This is a genomic window from Anabaena sp. FACHB-83, assembly GCF_014697485.1.
Taxonomy (GTDB): domain Bacteria; phylum Cyanobacteriota; class Cyanobacteriia; order Cyanobacteriales; family Nostocaceae; genus Nostoc_B.
On sequence record NZ_JACJRY010000020.1, the window covers coordinates 1 to 14,765 of the forward strand.

Annotated in this window: 15 protein-coding genes and 1 pseudogene; 7 read left to right on the plus strand and 9 right to left on the minus strand. The window is 41.5% G+C overall.

The features are described from left to right. Positions 1 to 278 precede the first annotated feature (278 nt). On the plus strand, positions 279 to 932 hold the full coding sequence (locus H6G79_RS21725) for a hypothetical protein (protein WP_190591992.1): 654 nt from the start codon (positions 279 to 281) through the stop codon (positions 930 to 932). Positions 933 to 1,273: 341 nt separating this feature from the next. On the opposite strand, the gene H6G79_RS37665 is transcribed toward H6G79_RS21725, so the two are convergent. The 4 genes and pseudogenes from H6G79_RS37665 to H6G79_RS21745 form a co-directional block, all read right to left on the minus strand. Further along, positions 1,274 to 1,483 (minus strand): HNH endonuclease signature motif containing protein, encoded by a 210-nt coding sequence (locus H6G79_RS37665; RefSeq protein WP_313933932.1) that lies wholly within the window; start codon positions 1,481 to 1,483, stop codon positions 1,274 to 1,276. Beyond that, entirely contained in the window at positions 1,480 to 1,869 is a 390-nt protein-coding gene (locus H6G79_RS21735; RefSeq protein WP_190591889.1) for a hypothetical protein, read from the minus strand. Before H6G79_RS21735 ends, H6G79_RS37665 begins: the two co-directional genes overlap by 4 nt. A 108-nt stretch (positions 1,870 to 1,977) precedes the next feature. Next, positions 1,978 to 2,280, minus strand: a pseudogene (locus H6G79_RS21740) (DUF5615 family PIN-like protein); the annotation flags it as partial. Between the two features lie 38 nt (positions 2,281 to 2,318). Further along, positions 2,319 to 2,645 carry a DUF433 domain-containing protein gene (locus tag H6G79_RS21745; RefSeq protein ID WP_190591890.1) on the minus strand — a complete coding sequence of 109 codons (327 nt, stop codon included), beginning with the start codon at positions 2,643 to 2,645 and terminating at the stop codon, positions 2,319 to 2,321. 228 nt (positions 2,646 to 2,873) lie between these two features. Here H6G79_RS21745 and H6G79_RS21750 point away from each other — a divergent pair, with 228 nt between their 5' ends. The 5 genes from H6G79_RS21750 (at position 2,874) to H6G79_RS21770 (ending at position 7,874) form a co-directional block, all read left to right on the plus strand. Next, entirely contained in the window at positions 2,874 to 4,220 is a 1,347-nt protein-coding gene (locus H6G79_RS21750; RefSeq protein ID WP_190591891.1) for a four-carbon acid sugar kinase family protein, read from the plus strand. A 498-nt stretch (positions 4,221 to 4,718) separates the two neighbouring features. Continuing rightward, a complete protein-coding gene (gene minC / locus H6G79_RS21755) occupies positions 4,719 to 5,864 on the plus strand; it encodes a septum site-determining protein MinC (protein WP_190591892.1) in 1,146 nt (381 codons plus the stop codon). 45 nt (positions 5,865 to 5,909) lie between these two features. Continuing rightward, positions 5,910 to 6,716 carry a septum site-determining protein MinD gene (gene minD / locus H6G79_RS21760; RefSeq protein ID WP_190591893.1) on the plus strand — a complete coding sequence of 269 codons (807 nt, stop codon included), beginning with the start codon at positions 5,910 to 5,912 and terminating at the stop codon, positions 6,714 to 6,716. A 28-nt stretch (positions 6,717 to 6,744) separates the two neighbouring features. Further along, positions 6,745 to 7,044, plus strand: a complete 300-nt coding sequence (minE, locus tag H6G79_RS21765; RefSeq protein ID WP_190591894.1) for a cell division topological specificity factor MinE — start codon at positions 6,745 to 6,747, stop codon at positions 7,042 to 7,044. A 200-nt stretch (positions 7,045 to 7,244) separates the two neighbouring features. Next, positions 7,245 to 7,874 (plus strand): hypothetical protein, encoded by a 630-nt coding sequence (locus tag H6G79_RS21770; protein ID WP_190591895.1) that lies wholly within the window; start codon positions 7,245 to 7,247, stop codon positions 7,872 to 7,874. A 272-nt stretch (positions 7,875 to 8,146) separates the two neighbouring features. Here the strand turns inward: H6G79_RS21770 and H6G79_RS21775 are convergent, their stop codons facing one another. The 5 genes from H6G79_RS21775 to H6G79_RS21795 all read right to left on the minus strand — a co-directional run bounded on the left by H6G79_RS21775 (position 8,147) and on the right by H6G79_RS21795 (position 12,779). Further along, positions 8,147 to 8,485 (minus strand): P-II family nitrogen regulator, encoded by a 339-nt coding sequence (locus H6G79_RS21775; protein ID WP_015111218.1) that lies wholly within the window; start codon positions 8,483 to 8,485, stop codon positions 8,147 to 8,149. A 270-nt stretch (positions 8,486 to 8,755) separates the two neighbouring features. Then, positions 8,756 to 9,286 carry a hypothetical protein gene (locus tag H6G79_RS21780; protein WP_313933933.1) on the minus strand — a complete coding sequence of 177 codons (531 nt, stop codon included), beginning with the start codon at positions 9,284 to 9,286 and terminating at the stop codon, positions 8,756 to 8,758. A gap of 262 nt (positions 9,287 to 9,548) precedes the next feature. Beyond that, on the minus strand, positions 9,549 to 10,370 hold the full coding sequence (thiD, locus tag H6G79_RS21785) for a bifunctional hydroxymethylpyrimidine kinase/phosphomethylpyrimidine kinase (protein ID WP_190591897.1): 822 nt from the start codon (positions 10,368 to 10,370) through the stop codon (positions 9,549 to 9,551). A 138-nt stretch (positions 10,371 to 10,508) separates the two neighbouring features. Continuing rightward, the gene (locus H6G79_RS21790) at positions 10,509 to 12,110 is read right to left on the minus strand and encodes a hypothetical protein (RefSeq protein ID WP_190591898.1); all 1,602 of its coding nucleotides are present in this window, start codon (positions 12,108 to 12,110) and stop codon (positions 10,509 to 10,511) included. A gap of 237 nt (positions 12,111 to 12,347) precedes the next feature. Then, complete coding sequence (locus H6G79_RS21795) at positions 12,348 to 12,779, minus strand: hypothetical protein (protein WP_190591899.1); 432 nt, start codon at positions 12,777 to 12,779, stop codon at positions 12,348 to 12,350. Positions 12,780 to 12,899: 120 nt separating this feature from the next. Here H6G79_RS21795 and H6G79_RS21800 point away from each other — a divergent pair, with 120 nt between their 5' ends. After that, positions 12,900 to 14,744, plus strand: coding sequence for a S8 family peptidase (locus tag H6G79_RS21800; RefSeq protein WP_190591900.1), 1,845 nt, complete (start codon positions 12,900 to 12,902; stop codon positions 14,742 to 14,744). The last annotated feature ends 21 nt before the right edge of the window (positions 14,745 to 14,765 follow it).

Genomic DNA, 14,765 nt, shown 5'->3' on the forward strand with positions numbered 1-14,765 from the left:
TTGAGGTACTCATTTTTTAGCATTTGAGCCTCTTTTTCACTTGCTTTTCTTCTTTTATTTTCCGACTCTGAGAATGAATACTCACACCCTTGTAAAAAACCTACACCTGTCAGACTCCCCTCTCTCCCCACACTCCCCACACCCGCTACCCATACGTGAGAAATTCGAGTGTACTCTGCGCCTTTTCTGATTGTTGATCTACCGAGATGGATGTACGACCTTGCCCATAGCCGATTACAATGAAAACGCGATCGCACTTTCTCAAGGAGTATGCAGCAGTGCAGCCGGATTTACTGGGCTTAGAAATTAGTAAGGGAGAATTGAGGCGTTTGACTGGGTTTGACCCAGAAGATGTTTTCCGGCCTTCGGTTATGAAAGATAAAGAGAAGCGATTTGGCTTTTTAATCAACGAATTGCTGGTGGCTTTAGCACTCACACCAATTATTGTGGGTTTTATTTATGCGTTTATTATTTTGCCAACTATTGGTTCTTCCATCACATTAGGCATTATTTTATTAATTTTAGTACCGTTGGCTGTACTTGTTGGGCGATCGCTCTGGCGCAAGTTCACTTGTCCGCAAGCACTCACCATACTTTTAGATGAAGTCGATCAATATCACGCTGTAATTAACGCCATAGATATTCACGACCAATTAGCCACCTCAAATAACGCCCTCAACGACAGAGAACAAGTAATTTCAGCCTTACAATTAATTCGGGAAGATTTAGTCCGCGCCTTAAAAACCGAGCGAGTTTTACGGGACAATAAAAAACTCCTGGCGAATAATCAAGAATTATTTGTGAATAATTTAGCCAATCTGCAAGCTTTACAAGTCAGTACCCAAGCTGGCGAATATGCTCAACTACTCAATCAATCATTGCAGATTGCTCTTGATGTACAAGCCGAAATTAGAAAGTTGCAAAAGCCTTAATTCAAGATTGCATTGCCGCAATTTTGCTCAGATTTCTACTGGAGGATGCCAGCCTGCGGAAACCCAAGCTTGTCTGACAACAACAGCATAGGGATTATTCAATTGCAGAGCTAAAACAGTCGCGCGACCACAGGTAGTTAAACCTACAATCTGACTACCATCGTCTGTCCAAGTAAAATGATCTGACCACTTTTGTTGACGAGGGTTGAATAGTTTGACTTTAGAGTTAGTTATGGGATCTTTGGCATAGGCAGGACTTACGCAAAATCATGAAAAAACGAACCGCAAAGGGCGCAAAGGACACGAAGTTAAGAGGATTTGATAGGGTTCTTGCGTAAGTCCTAATAGGTTTGAATACCTTTGTAGGAATTACATAACCGACAGGCAAGCCAGAGATTTTCTTCATCATCAGTACCACCTGCTGCTTTGGGTACAATGTGTTCAATTTCGAGAATGCCTAGAACATACTTTTGAAGACTGCGGCAGTAACCGCACTGATTGTTGGCTTGTGTCCTGATTCTTACACGGACTGCTTCTGGAATTTGGCTCACTGGCTTAAAGGCTCAATTAATCCACGTTTGACAGCTTCATGTAGAGCAGTTGCTTTCCGTAAGAGTCCTTCTTGATAAATTTGCATCAAGTTTTGTAACTCTGGACGCTCATTATCGGTAATAGTCCCTGCTTGTTGACGCTCAAGTAATTCACTCAATCTGCTATCCTGTTCGGGTTCCATTTGCAATTCAGTCAAAGCTAGAATTTGTTCATTGGCAAGAACTGAGACAGGTTCTAAATTATTAACTTCTGCTCTCACAGATGGAATCGACAGTTGAATTGTATCTGCCAAAATACTAGCAACATCCCGATTTGCCAATTTCGCAAAACGTTCAGCATGTTGGTAAATCTCATCTGGTAAGGTGATAGTGATTTGAGTACTCATAACGCAAATAAGAATATTCCTCTGGATTTTTCCCTGCGATCGCTGTTTTTCTAATTAAGTTACAAGAAGTAAGTAAGCATTTCAATAATAAAAGTAAATTATAAGCTTTTACTTGTTAGGACGTACCACACTAATCAATTTACCTAATAAAGGTTCGTTAGCTAATATTGCTGTATGAATTCGTGCAGCTAAACTACTGCGTTCTGAATCGTCTGTGCAAATAATAATACCAGCATGACTGGTAAATGAACGATGCAAGCGTTTGAAGTCCCGACGGTTGAGGGTTAAAACAACTCGCTCGTTATTGCTGGCAAATGTTAGAACTTCATCATCGGGAATTTTTAAATTAGCTTTGCCAGCTTCTTGAACAGTTAGCACATCATGTTTTAAATCACGCAAGTACTCAACAACTTCTAAGGGAAATTATTCATCTGCATACAAACGAGCCATTAATCTTCTTCATTCTCCTGAATGGCTGTTTCAATTTCCTCTGGGTAGACTGTGGCATAAACCCAAGCATTAGTTAAGTCAGTTGCCGATAAAGTTGGATAATCTCTCAACAATTGAGCTTCACTAATACCTAATCTTCTAGCATTGATTAATACCCACACAGGAATACGTGTATCAGAAATACAAGCATCTCCACCACATACGCCAGGAGTTTTTTCAATACCTCGCCAAGAGTTACCTAAACTTTGAGCAAGCATTTGAATTGCTTGTGCTTTCTCGTTTGGTGTCAAGGCAAGTAATTCTGGCTCTAGTTTTTGCAGCGTCATATCATTATTGCCAAGTCAGCAGGAAGAAAGACTACATCTAATATTTTAACTAGAACAGGAATACACCATTTTTGCGAGATAATAAAAAATCGCTGGCAAATCATTGAGTGAATCTGCCAACCTAAACACTCACTATTCAAGCTGGTATATATATTTAACTGCTAAATTATTGCAGATTATTCTCTCAAGTCTGAAATATCCCACACAACAGTTGTGCTGCTGACTCTCATGAGTAACAAACCCAAAATAATTGTTTTAGATGATGATCCTACTGGTTCGCAAACAGTCCACAGTTGCTTGCTGCTGATGCGCTGGGATGTGGATACTTTACGCATTGGTTTGCGTGATGAATCACCGATTTTTTTTGTCCTGACTAACACCCGTGCGCTACCTCCAGAGTCAGCCGCAGCTGTAACTAGAGAAGTTTGTCAAAATTTAAAACAAGCAATAGCGGCTGAAGGAGTTAACGATTTTTTGGTTGTTAGCCGTTCTGATTCTACTTTACGCGGTCATTATCCCATTGAGACGGATGCGATCGCCGATGAACTCGGTTCTTTTGATGCTCATTTTCTCGTACCAGCATTTTTTGTTGGCGAAGCCTCTCGAAGAGAAGGCGGACGCATCACCTGTGACAGTATCCATTACTTAATTATTGATGGTGTCCCAACTCCAGTACATGAAACTGAGTTTGCCCGCGATTCTGTATTTGGTTATCATCACAGTTACTTACCCAAATATGTTGAAGAAAAGACTCAAGGGCGCATCAGCGCGGAGTCTGTCACCCGCTTTTTACTGGCTGATATTCGTGCTGGTAGCTTAGAACGCTTGCTGCAACTCACTGGTAATCAGTGCGCTGTAGTTGATGGTGAAACTCAAGCTGACCTGGATATGTTCGCCAAAGATTTATTAGCCGCCGCCAGCCAAGGTAAACGCTTTTTATTTCGTAGCGCCGCCAGTATTTTAACAGCTTTGGCTGCCTTACCTCCCCAACCGATTGCGTCCGAAAACATGGCTAAATACGTGCGCCAAGGTAAACCGGGTGCAGTCATTGTCGGTTCCCATGTCAAAAAAACAACTCAACAGTTAGAAGCTTTATTGCAAACAGCAGGAACAGTGGGAATTGAAGTTGAGGTACAAAGATTACTCGATCATCAAGAAAATTCTGCTACTACTTTGCTGACTGAGACATTAGCAAATATTCAGACTGTACATAACGCTGGCAAAACACCTGTTGTTTATACTAGTCGTCAAGAACTCACCTTTAATGATGTTAAAACGCGGTTAGATTTTGGGATTCAAGTTTCTAGTTTATTGATGGATATTGTGCGGGGCTTACCTGCTGATATTGGCTTTTTAATTAGCAAAGGTGGAATTACCTCTAATGATGTTTTGAGTACTGGCTTGGCTTTAACAACCGCCAGATTACTCGGACAAATTCTCGCTGGTTGTTCAATGGTAACTACACCTGCTAACCATCCCCAATTTCCCAATTTACCAGTTGTACTATTTCCCGGTAATGTTGGCGATGCTAATGCCTTGGCAACAGTTTATCAACGGTTAACTAAAGAATTATGAAGTGTGAAGTCTGAAGTCTGAAATTTCATCCTGGTCTATGAGTTTGTTCTGCAAACGTTATTTGTCATTGGATATTGATAAAATCACCTTTTTTCTAGTGAACTCTTGACTGAAAACGGCTTACGAATTATTCCTTGATGAGTGAATTAATTTTATACTTCATACTTCACACTTCAGTTGATTTTTGACTCTTGACTAATGACAATCTGCAAAAAACAGTGCAATATGTATGCCTAATAGCTGTCCGTATGTCTAGTTAAGAATAATAAATCAGGGTTGATACAAAATGTTTGTTCTGAAATACTTCAGAAACATGAGTTCAGTGAAAAACTCAAAAGTTCTGAGCCGCAGCTGTTGGTGCATCCTCCGGGAGATCACAGAAGCGTTGACAGTACTCAGTCCTCATAACTTTCTTGGGTGAGAATGTTGTTCCGTCGAGTAACTAATTTAAGATAAGTAATTACCCGGAGTTTCCGTTGTGTTTATGGCTGGTGCTGCATGACTTCTGATTTTGCTATCCCCAATCCAGAGTCAAATTCTGCGCTTCCTGATGCAGAATCCATCACTCATCTATCTGAAATAGATGTAAATTCCACGGTTTCTCAGATTGAACCGAATTCTACCGTTTTTGAGCCAGATCCCCATTCTGTGATTCCAGATACGGAATTATCATCTGTTCTCCTTTATTTAAAATCAAATTCTCCGCCTTTAGTGTTAAATCCAGAATCTGTCCCCGAAGAATCAGAGTCAAATGCTCCACTTTTGGATGTAGAGTTAAATCCTGCACCAGAAGAATTGGAATTAAATTTGGCTAAGGACTTAGAAGCGAATGCTGAAGTCCCCTATACAGATGCGAGTTCTACTCTTTGGGATGTGACAGAAACCGAAGTAGACAATCGACTCAAAAATCATATCCAAGTCCAGTTCAAACATGAAGACGGCAAACTGTTAGTGATTTTACCGACCGAATCCCAGTTACCTGCTTCGGAACTGGCTTGGTCTGATATTTGGCAACAGTTAAAGGTGCGATTAAATGCAGGCGATCGCTTAAGGATACCAAATACACCAGTGCATTTGATCGCCCATGACCGCTTGTTAGATAGCAGACAACTGCAAGATTTAGCCGACAGCTTTAGTGAAGTCCAACTCCAGCTAAAATATGTCGCTACGAGTCGTAGACAAACTGCGATCGCTGCTGTCACATCAGGGTATTCTGTAGAACAACTACAGCCCCAAACTTCCCTCAGTTCCGAACCCCAAGCCACACCCACCACCCACGCCGACGCACTCTATCTCGAAATGACCGTGCGTTCAGGAGTGGAAATTCGCCATCCCGGCACAGTAATTTTGCTAGGAGATGTCAATCCAGGTGGTATCGTAGTTGCAGAAGGAGATATTTTAGTCTGGGGGCGTTTACGTGGAATTGCTCATGCTGGTGCTGGGGGGAACCGTGAGTGCCTAATTATGGCTTTGCAAATGGAACCAACTCAATTGCGAATCGCCGATGCTGTAGCTAGAGCGCCAGAGAAGCTACCAGCACAATTTTCTCCCGAAGTGGCACATATCACGCCGCAAGGAATTCGCATCGCTAGGGCTACGGATTTTTCTAGAAATCAATTAGCTAGGATAAATCCAGTACCATAAATATCTATTATAATTCCTGAACCCTCATCGCTCGCAACTCTGAACATGACTCGCATTATTGTGATTACCTCCGGCAAAGGAGGGGTGGGTAAAACTACAGTGTCAGCAAACCTCGGTATGGCCCTGGCTAAAATGGGTCGTCAAATTGCCTTGGTTGATGCAGATTTTGGTTTAAGAAATTTGGACTTGCTGTTAGGGCTAGAAAACCGCATTGTCTACACAGCCGTAGAAGTTCTCTCTAGAGAATGTCGGTTAGAACAAGCTTTAGTCAAAGACAAACGCCAAACTAACCTCGTACTTCTACCAGCAGCCCAAAATCGTTCCAAAGATGCAGTTACCCCCGAACAAATGAAGTTATTGGTGAATGCACTAGCCCAAAAATATCAGTATGTCATTATTGATAGTCCGGCGGGAATTGAAAACGGATTTAAAAATGCGATCGCCCCAGCCAAAGAAGCCCTAATTGTAACTACACCGGAAATCTCCGCAGTTCGAGATGCTGACCGGGTAGTTGGGTTACTAGAAGCACAAGGTGTTAAGCGTGTACACTTAATAATAAACCGCATCAGACCAGCAATGGTACGGGCAAATGATATGATGTCTGTCCAAGATGTTCAGGAACTGCTTGCAATTCCCTTGATTGGCGTGATCCCTGACGATGAGCGTGTAATTGTCTCTACCAATCGCGGCGAACCCTTGGTATTAGGGGATACTCCCTCTTTAGCTGCTATAGCTGTAGAAAATATTGCTCGGAGATTGGAAGGAGAAACAGTCGAATTCTTGGATCTCGACGCACCCCCAGATAACATCTTCGCCCGATTGCGTAAGTTGTTATGGACAAAGATTGTTTAATGTTTCAGTCTCCTGATATCTATTAGCAATGATCATTGAACTTATCGAACGACTTTTTTCTCGACCTCCTGAAAACAGTCGCAATCAAGTTAAACGTCGCCTACAAGTAGTCATAGCCCACGACCGCGCTGATCTAGATGCTCAGACGTTAGAAAAAATGCGTCAAGAAATTCTAGATATTGTCTGTCGTTATGTGGAAATTGAAACTGATGGCTTGGAATTTACGCTCGAAAGTAACCAAAGAACCACAGCTTTGATTGCCAATTTACCAATTCGGCGGGTGAAAGACTCTCTGCCTCTTTTGGAAAGTGGTGATAAATCACAGTAGTTGTTCAGAAAGTGCTGAGTGCTGAGGAGTCACTGCGTTGAGCGGCTCTGCTGACTCCCTCCGTGGCGTTGCTAAGTAAAAACATACAAACCCTCTAGTTCCTAGTCTCTAGTCTCTAGCCTCTCTTTCATACTTGCTTGGTGGTAAAAATTCTTTTGTATTTTGGGCAAACTAAACTAGCCAAATACATCAGATATGTAATGAAATCACTGTTATTTCCGCAACTAATTTCTTTGAGTTTGCTAGTTTTTACTACTTTACTGACAAATTGTCAAGTATCTCAAGCATCTCAAGTATCCACTCTCCAAGCATCAGGTGTGAAAGAAAGTAAAATTATTGGAGGTGCAATTGATTGCGACAATGATGGGCGACAAAATGACTCACGCATTGATGATGATGGTGATGGTATTCCCGATAGATGTGAGATTGGTCATTCTGCAACCGCAAAACAGGAAATTGACACTCCAAAACAACTGTTTGAGAAGCTAATGCAGTCCCTCACAGAGATGACTGAAGGTTGCGAAGACAAGACAAAAGTAAAAGCAGGTGTAGTTTATAGAATTTGTACTATCAATAATGAACCTGTGACAGCTTCAGAAGCACTTTTAGAAGTCGGAGATGGGGTAGGTTTCTGGTTCAGAAATAACAAAGTTATAGCCATCAGGTATTTCCATTCTGGAGAAACTTTGTTTTTCGATGATGAACAATTAATTGCTAAATTTTCTGACGATGAAAAACTACAAAGTGAATTTTCCGATGAAGAACGTCGGGAAGCTGAGAATTTAGCCCAGTCTGGCTACCAAAATATTTTTCAAGTTTTTACTGAGTAATTTCCCTAATTTCTCATACCATTTTGGATTTTGGATTGGGTAAGGGTTGATCGGTAAGCTTTTGAGCCATCAATCTGTCGCAATCATTTTTTAATTTGGTATCAGTAAAATCCGATTTTGGAATTTTTCTAGGAGGCGTTGCTGATTTTAGAGACGCAAAAACATCTGAAAGTTTAACTTGTGGATGTTTTTCATCTCACTTTCAGCAACGCTGACTATTTTGTCAAGTATTAGACAGTAATAGACGCGATCGCTCGCGCCACTATTTAGCCTTATACTGCTTCTGTATTCTTTTCTCCAGTCCGAATCCGCACTACTTGTTCAACAGGAGAGATGAAGATTTTACCATCACCAATTTCGCCAGTGCGGGCAGCAGAAATAATTTTGTCTACCACCATATCAACTTGGTTATCTTCAACCACAATTTCTACTTTCAGTTTTTGCAGAAACTCAACAGTGTATTCTGAACCACGATAGCGTTCGGTTTGTCCTTTTTGCCGTCCAAAACCTCGCACTTCAGAAACTGTCATCCCCACGATACCCGCATTAACCAAAGCAATCTTCACTTCGTCAAGCTTAAATGGGCGAATAATTGCTTCTACTTTTTTCATGTATTTGACTCCTTAATCTTAAATAGGTTCGTTTATCTATCTAAGCAGATCAATCGTCTGACATTCTTACCAATAACCCGATTACCAAAACATAATGTAATAATTGCAACTTTTTTTAAAGTGTCTGGTTTTTGTCTATGCAGTTTTAGCAATTCAGATTGAAGTCCAAAATAGGGAGATATACAAGGAGCGAGTTGAAACTTGCTTGATTTACCTTAAAGATAGAAAAATTCTATATTTAAGTAGATTTGTTAACAATTCATGGCCAAATTAGTTACTTTGATGGGCAAATAAGGGCCTTACAATTAAATACCCAGCACCAAAAGCTGTCAGCATAACTAACACAATAGTAATCACTAATCCCCAACCATTAATTTCCCTCTTTTCCGGTTCCCTAGAAGGATAATAACTGACAGGCTGTTCCTCAATAAAGATGGTTTCCGGCTGGGGAGAACCTATTTCGACCACAGGTAAAGGAAAAGGACGGCGTTTGGCTTTTGGCGGGGCGGCTGGACGCGGACGCGCTGACTGTGAACGTGGGCGTGCTTCTTTTTTTGGCTGTTTGGGGAAATTTTTCACTTCACCACTAGCACGGCTGGGCGGGTTACTATCCTTACTTTCGGGGACACGGAAATCAACTAGTTTTTGCAATTGGGAAACAGACTGCAAGACTTTGGCAATTTCTTGGCGGAGAAATTTATTTTCTTGCACCAGTTGTTGATTTTTCGCGTTGAGTGCATCTAACTGGGCTTGGGTTGCTTCTAACTCTGCTGCCAATTCCCGATATACGTACAATGGCACAGAGGAGGGATGATTTGGAGAAGCGGGCCGTTTTGCAGAGTGGCTATGAACAGCTGCTGTGGTTGTTCGCATCGGTGAATTGGTATCAAAAGTTAAGGTAATGGAATTTTACAGAAATGCTAGGGGAAATGGCTAGATATGAAACTATGCCCAAGAATAATAGATAAATGCCGAGATAGCAAAGATTTTTTTCGGTCGAGTCAATACCTAAAAATCGCCATAACAAGCAACTAACAACTTACAATATTCCACTAAATACAGGTCAATTTCGTAACAAAGGAAAAAAGTGTCCTACAGGCCCTTGACCTTTGCCTATACTGAGTGAGTAAGCAAGAGCAGTTGTAACATAGTCTTTTGCTTGTTTGACAGATGTTAACAAATCCTTGCCCATTGCCAAATTAGCGGCGATCGCAGCTGATAGAGTACAACCAGTACCGTGGGTATTTTGCGTGTCTATTTGCTGTGTTGTCAAGAGTTCCAAACAATCGCCATCAAACCAGATATCCACCCCACGGGCATTGCCCTGCATCCCGCCACCTTTGACTAAAACACTTTGCGCTTTGAAATTACGGTGAATAGTTTGGGCAGCCGCCCTCATATCATCTAGAGTATTAATCGGGAAACCGCTTAAAATCTGCGCCTCATAGCGGTTAGGGGTAATAATTACCGCCTGGGGAATTAACTGCTGACATAAAGTTTTAATTGCATCATCATCAATTAACTGCGCCCCTGTGCGAGATACCATCACCGGGTCAACCACTAAATTATTAATTTCTAAAGCCTCTACTTGCTGGGCTACAGCCGCAATAATTTCTTGATTTAGCAACATTCCCGTTTTCGCAGCGATAACGCCAATATCCTCTGCTACCACTTGCATTTGGGCAACAACAGCCTCCGGTGGCATTGCATCCACTCGCCTCACCCCCAAGGTATTTTGCGCCGTCACGCAGGTTACAGCACTAGTACCGTGGACACAGTGAAAGGCAAAGGTGCGTAAATCAGCTTGTATCCCTGCACCACCGCCACTATCAGAACCAGCAATAGTTAAAGCTACAGGTATTTTTGATGTTGTTTCGGCATTCATAAGGGGAGTTGGGGTGTGAGGGGGGCGAGGTGGACAAGGGAGACAAGGTAGAAGGAATGACTAATGACCAATGACTAATAACCATTGACAACTTCTAGAGTCACTTCATTTCATACTTCACACTTCAGACTTCATACTTCACTTAACCTTCAATAAAGGGTTTGGTTGTGGGTTTTGGGGTCTGGTTTGTGGCACAACTGTAAGATAAGGTTGCAATTTTGCGGAGTCAACCCAGCCAGAGTAATATTTTACGCTGGTAGACTTGGGAGAAATATCAAGTAACTCTAAATCACCGCGCATTGCATTCCAATTCCTTGCTAATTCTGGGTTTGGGTTGAGTTGTCCAGAACCGATACCTTGAGGGCCGCCGCCAACTAAATTGAGAGAAACTTCATCTAAGGCACGAATAAAGCGTTGTCCATTCCAGTGCCATTCAAAACCAGGCCATTCAATAGGTGTTTTTCCTGCGGGTAAAGAACGCCCAAACTCATACTTACTTGCACCTTCATTGAGTTTTGCTGTGAAGCCTTGAGGATATGTCACCTCGTAACGTCCTTTGTTCGTTTGGAAATTCACAGGACTCCACCACAAAACTTCTACAGTCTGATTAGCTGATAAAGAAGCAGCAGACTTTTGATTAGTTGAGGCACTGTAAATTGGTAATGTTTCTGGCACTTTAGCCATTGCAGTAAAGCGCCAACAAGACCAACTCTCTGGGTTATCAGCAGCTTGCCATTTCACTTGGCAAACACCGTTAGCACTACTAACCCACAGACTGTTATTTTCTAATCTCAGTTTGTCAGGAATTGCCCCAACTAAAGGACTGTTATGTGTGGTGTATGTACTTAAAGAACCATCAGGACGATAAGCAACTAATCCCTTGGCGGGAATGTAGAGATTTCCTTCACCACTCACATTAGTACCCATCCAAAAAGTTGGACTATTAACATCGCCAGTAATGGCTAAATCTGTGATTTGTGTAAATGCCAGGGCTTCTGGTTGAATTAAGCTAAATTTATCAGTTTTTGGGTCATAACTAACAATGGTGGCAATACCGTTGTTACCTTCACCTTGCTCAAAGGCAATTGACCACCAAATCTGATCGCCATAAATTAAATTAGATGTAATTCTTGGCACACCTAACAAATTTCCTTCGGCAGAAAATCCGGCTTTTACTGCTGCATTTTGCAAATCTTTAAGGGTGTATAAAGTTTGGCGTTGAGGAGTTTTATTATTAGGTGTAATTAATTCAAAAACAATTTTATCTTTGGTTGGATCTTTGACTTCTGGGCGGGAGAGATTATTATCAGAATTTAAAGAATAATTTGGCTCTTGAATCACCCGATACTGATAAGTTTTACCCTGCAAGTTAATATTTTTGAACTTGGGATTTACTATCTCTTGGGCAAAAGCGGTATAGTTGGTTGGTGGTTGTAAGTCTTTGGGTAAAGTTCCTTTTTGGACTGTCCAAGTATTATTAGCTCGACAGAAAACAAAATCTTGCTTTAAAGTTTGAAATCTAATCGTGTCATCATTAGCTATGATATTGCGAATATGCCAATCAAACCTGTCATAAAAGCCTTCGTTTGGCTTTTGTCCTGGTAAAGCCACAACCTCAGCTTGGGGACAGTTTTCTACTTTCGCTTTCACGGTATTTGTAGCTTGAGAGATGCCGTCAATACTAGAACTACAAGCACCAAGAAGTAATAAGACACCCAAAACAGCAATATTTTTTTGCATAACCAATTCTCATCTCTTGACCAAGATGAATGATTTTTTATTTCTGTTTTTAACTACAATTTCTCTAGACAAGATTTCCCAAAATTTTGCAAAAAAATTAATTCATTTGGTTAAGATATTTGCTGGAAAAATGCTCAGGAAATTAGATCCCCGACTTATATAATAAATCGGGGATCTGATTTTGCTTTGCTTCTCAATATACCTTGCAATTTCCTAGAACTGATGACGGCGGGAAGATTAACTTTGTTCCCCGCGTAAATTTTGTAATGCTCCCTGTAAATATTTAGCCCATTGGGTGGCTAAGGGAATTTCTGTAAATGGGACAAGTACAGATTTAGCGGGTTCAGCAATAACAAATTCTATTTTGATATCTCGACCTCTGGCGGGTGGTGCTTCTATATTAACGATTGTATCGTTGACCAAAAGATTGATTTTTTTGACATCAAGTAAAGAAAAAGTTTCTACATTGATTGGGCCTTTAGTTGTGGGTTTACCCCAAGTAAGATTGTTGTCTTTTTGACCTAATACAGCATAAATATCATATTTGGCTCGTTCAAATTGTGCTGCCCAAGTTCGGTAAGCTTCGACCTTTTGATATTCTTTAGATCCTTGCCAAGCTAACCAAAAAAACGCTATCAACAAAGGCAACCATAAAAGACCACGTTCCATCGTTTAACAAATCCTGAGTCGTAAGTGAAGGTTTAACTAACTAAAGTGACAATTACACCAATCAGGGATGTAAATAAGTTATGTTAGTGAGCAAACTGGCAAAAGCGTTAACGAGTTAATATGAGAAGGCTATTATTATTGTGCCTGTTTATTATTGGGCTGGGTGCTGCTGTTTTTGGATTTTTAAATTTTCAGGGACTAGCAGCAAAAGGTGATTTTGAAACGATTGTGCTTGATTTTCGGGAAGATATTGCTAAAGATGAAATAGACCGAGACTTGCAAGCGATCGCTCAACAATACAACGTCACACCCCAATTAGATAATAAATTTTCTGCACAAGACAATGTGTATATTATCAAAGGCGATCGCCAAAGGCTGCAACAACTGAAAAAATCTCAGTTTGCCAAAGCCACAGAATTTATTGAACCAAATTACATCTATAGAATTCCCCCAGAACCTCAAACCACCGTTCTTGGAGAACTCACCCCGCCCCAAAATAAAGAAGTCAAACCTTCCTTAATCGGCCCCAACGACCCATATTACAGCAAGCAGTGGAACCTCCACAAAATCGGCATTGAAGGCGCATGGACTGAAAGCAAAGGTAGCGGCATCACCGTTGCAGTCATTGATACTGGTGTTACCCAAGTACGCGACTTAAAAGAGACAAAATTTGTCAAAGGCTACGATTTTGTCAATGACCGAGAACAAGCCACCGATGACTATGGTCATGGTACACACGTTGCAGGTACAGTCGCCCAAGCTACCAATAATCAATATGGTGTCGCGGGTGTTGCTTACGAAGCCACTCTTATGCCACTCAAAGTTTTAAATGAAAATGGTGGTGGTACAGTTGCTGATATTGCCGAAGCCATTAAATTTGCCGCCGATAAAGGTGCAGATGTCATTAATATGAGCTTGGGTGGTGGCGGTGAAAGCCAGTTAATGAAAGATGCTATTGATTATGCCTATAGAAAAGGTGTAGTCATCATTGCGGCGGCTGGTAATGAAAGTGCTAATGGTGCAAGCTATCCCGCCCGTTACCCCCATGTGATTGGTGTTTCCGCCTTCGGCCCAGAAGGTGAAAAAGCAGACTACTCTAACTATGGTGCTGGCGTAGATATTTCCGCCCCTGGTGGTAGTGACACTGGCAAGATTTTGCAAGAAACCATCAACGAAAATGGCGAAAGTGAATTTTTGGGACTCAAAGGTACAAGTATGGCTGCGCCTCACGTTGCAGGTGTAGCGGCTTTAATCAAAGCCAAAGGTATCGAAAACCCCGATGACATTTTAAAAGTTCTCAAACAGTCAGCTAGAGTTATTCAAGATGATGGGTTGAACTATTACGGTGCTGGACAACTCAACGCCGAAGCCGCAGTTAAACTAGCAGCCCAAGGACAACTCAGTTTCCCCGATTTCTTCCGGTGGTTGCGCGATAACGGTTATATTAACCCCGGCTTTTGGATAGATGGCGGTGCAGTGGCACTGTTGCCAAAAATTTTAATGGTAGTCGGTTCCTATTTACTGGCTTGGTTTTTACGGGTTTATTTCCCCTTTACCTGGAGTTGGGCTTTATTTAGTGGCTTAACTTTTGGTAGTTCTGGGTTATTTTTCCTCAAAGGTATCTATATATTTGATTTACCCCAGTGGCCTTTCCGCCTGTTAGGCAGTTCTCTACCTGAGTTGGGTAACACACTACAAGGTACAGATGCTTTTAATCCTGTATTTGCCAGTGTCTTAATTCCGCTTGTTTTAGTTGTATTCCTGCTAGGACATCCTAGTTGGAAATGGTTTGCCGTTGGTTCTACTTTAGGTGTGGCTGCTTGCTTGACAGTCAGTGCCATTTATGATCCAGCCGTTTGGGGTTTGGGTAGCGGTAACTTAGCAAGAACATTCCTCATTGTTAATGCTTTACTCTGTTACGGACTAGCCCGTTTGGCAGTTAACAACGAAAGACAAGTGGCATAAAATATCAGGGAATAGTGAGTG

Coding starts and splice junctions, on each gene's coding strand:
- H6G79_RS21795 (WP_190591899.1), bottom strand. CDS start 12,779: ATGGAACGTGGTCTTTTATGGTTGCCTTTGTTGATAGCGTTTTTTTGG.
- H6G79_RS21800 (WP_190591900.1), top strand. CDS start 12,900: ATGAGAAGGCTATTATTATTGTGCCTGTTTATTATTGGGCTGGGTGCT.
- minC (WP_190591892.1), top strand. CDS start 4,719: ATGACTTCTGATTTTGCTATCCCCAATCCAGAGTCAAATTCTGCGCTT.
- H6G79_RS21735 (WP_190591889.1), bottom strand. CDS start 1,869: ATGAGTACTCAAATCACTATCACCTTACCAGATGAGATTTACCAACAT.
- H6G79_RS21770 (WP_190591895.1), top strand. CDS start 7,245: ATGAAATCACTGTTATTTCCGCAACTAATTTCTTTGAGTTTGCTAGTT.
- H6G79_RS21745 (WP_190591890.1), bottom strand. CDS start 2,645: ATGACGCTGCAAAAACTAGAGCCAGAATTACTTGCCTTGACACCAAAC.
- H6G79_RS21790 (WP_190591898.1), bottom strand. CDS start 12,110: ATGCAAAAAAATATTGCTGTTTTGGGTGTCTTATTACTTCTTGGTGCT.
- H6G79_RS21750 (WP_190591891.1), top strand. CDS start 2,874: ATGAGTAACAAACCCAAAATAATTGTTTTAGATGATGATCCTACTGGT.
- thiD (WP_190591897.1), bottom strand. CDS start 10,370: ATGAATGCCGAAACAACATCAAAAATACCTGTAGCTTTAACTATTGCT.
- H6G79_RS21775 (WP_015111218.1), bottom strand. CDS start 8,485: ATGAAAAAAGTAGAAGCAATTATTCGCCCATTTAAGCTTGACGAAGTG.
- minE (WP_190591894.1), top strand. CDS start 6,745: ATGATCATTGAACTTATCGAACGACTTTTTTCTCGACCTCCTGAAAAC.
- minD (WP_190591893.1), top strand. CDS start 5,910: ATGACTCGCATTATTGTGATTACCTCCGGCAAAGGAGGGGTGGGTAAA.